The sequence below is a fragment of the Pseudonocardia adelaidensis genome, assembly GCF_039543345.1.
Taxonomy (GTDB): Bacteria; Actinomycetota; Actinomycetes; order Mycobacteriales; family Pseudonocardiaceae; genus Pseudonocardia; species Pseudonocardia adelaidensis.
Genome location: NZ_BAABJO010000078.1, coordinates 1 through 1,571 on the forward strand (window position 1 = coordinate 1; position 1,571 = coordinate 1,571).

Consider the following 1,571-nt stretch of genomic DNA (forward strand, 5'->3'; position numbering starts at 1 on the left):
CCTTGATGAGATGAAGGAGCGGGGCCTCCGCTCCTCGTGGTCCCCGGCTCATGCTCGGGGTGCTCACACCATCGACTCGAGGAGGCCCCTGTGAGCGGAGCATACGAGGGTAGGCAGATCGTCGGAATGGATCTGCACCGGCGACGCTCGGTGCTGGTGCGGATGACCGCGACGGGCGAGGCCCTGGAGACGGTGCGGATCCCCAACGATCCGCAGGTCCTGCGCGAGGTGATGACCCGGGCGGGCGAGCGTCCGGAGGTGGTTCTGGAAGCAACGTATGGGTGGTACTGGGCCGCGGACACCCTCAGCGAGCTGGGCGCGAGCGTGCACCTGGCACACCCGTTGGGGGTGAAGGCGTTCTCGTATCGACGAGTGAAGAACGACCAACGCGACGCCGCGGACCTGGCCGACCTGCTGCGGATGGGCCGGCTACCCGAGGCGTGGATCGCCCCGCCGGCCACGCGGGAGCTGCGCCAACTGGTGCGCCACCGCGCGAAGCTGGTCGGGATGCGCTCGAACCTCCGATGCCAGGTCCACGCCGTGCTCGCCGGCGCCGGCGTCACAGTGCTGATGAGTGACCTGTTCGGGGCGCAAGGCCAACAACTCCTGGGCCGAGCCGAGCTACCCACCGCGGCCCGAGCCCGAGTGAACTCGCTGTTGCGACTGATCGAGAACCTCGACTTCGAGATCGAGTTGTTCGCCAAACTCGTCGCCAGCCGGTTACGCGAACACCCCGGCTACACTGCGATCCAGCAGATCCCCGGGATCGGGCCGGTGCTGGCCGCGGTGTTCGTTGCCGAGATCGGAGACATCGGTCGGTTCGACCGGCCGGCGCAGCTGGCCAGCTGGGCAGGGCTGACCCCCAAGCACCATGAGTCCGACACCACCGTGCATCGCGGACGGATCACCAAGCAGGGCTCAAGGCTGGTCCGTTGGGCCGCGGTCGAGGCCGTGCAACGCGTTCCCGGCCACACCCGCCTCGGCCAGGTCCGCGACCAGGTCGCTACCCGGCGCGGCCACAACATCGGCGTCGTCGCTGCAGCCCGCCATCTGATCGTGCTGGTGTTCTACGGCCTGCGTGACCGACACATCCGATGCCTGCCACCGCGAACCCGCACGGCATGAGCAGCACCCAACGTGATGGGTGCGGATCGTGGGCAGTCATGACCCCCGTCCGCGGCGCGGTCGCCCCTCTTGATTGATCCCACCCACCGCAACCACCCACCCCCTGTCGCAGCACTCCATGCCGCCACGCGCGGCGAAGGGATGACCGACAGCCCCCACGCGGGGCCTGTCCACAGCCGGGGAAACGGCCTTTGGAGCACGCACACGCCCCCCACCACGCACCCCGAGGAACACGGAGCCGCCGAGCACCTCTCTCCGCCCTGAACAGCGTGCGCCACGCGGCGTCGGCGTCAAGGACCTCCGGCCGCTTCGCGGTCGCCCCTCCGGGCCGATCCCTGACCCCAACGCCTCACCCCGGCGCGCCCAAGAACAGGCGGAGGAACCGCAAGAAGAAAGATCACCAACAAGAACAGGGGTTGACCGGCCCCGCTCCTTCAGGGATGACT

General features: G+C 68.9%; 1 protein-coding gene. It reads left to right on the plus strand.

Translation table 11 applies throughout. The features are described from left to right. Positions 1-90 precede the first annotated feature (90 nt). Complete coding sequence (locus ABEA81_RS42255; protein WP_345613686.1) at positions 91-1,125, plus strand: IS110 family RNA-guided transposase; 1,035 nt, start codon at positions 91-93, stop codon at positions 1,123-1,125. Positions 1,126-1,571 lie beyond the last annotated feature (446 nt).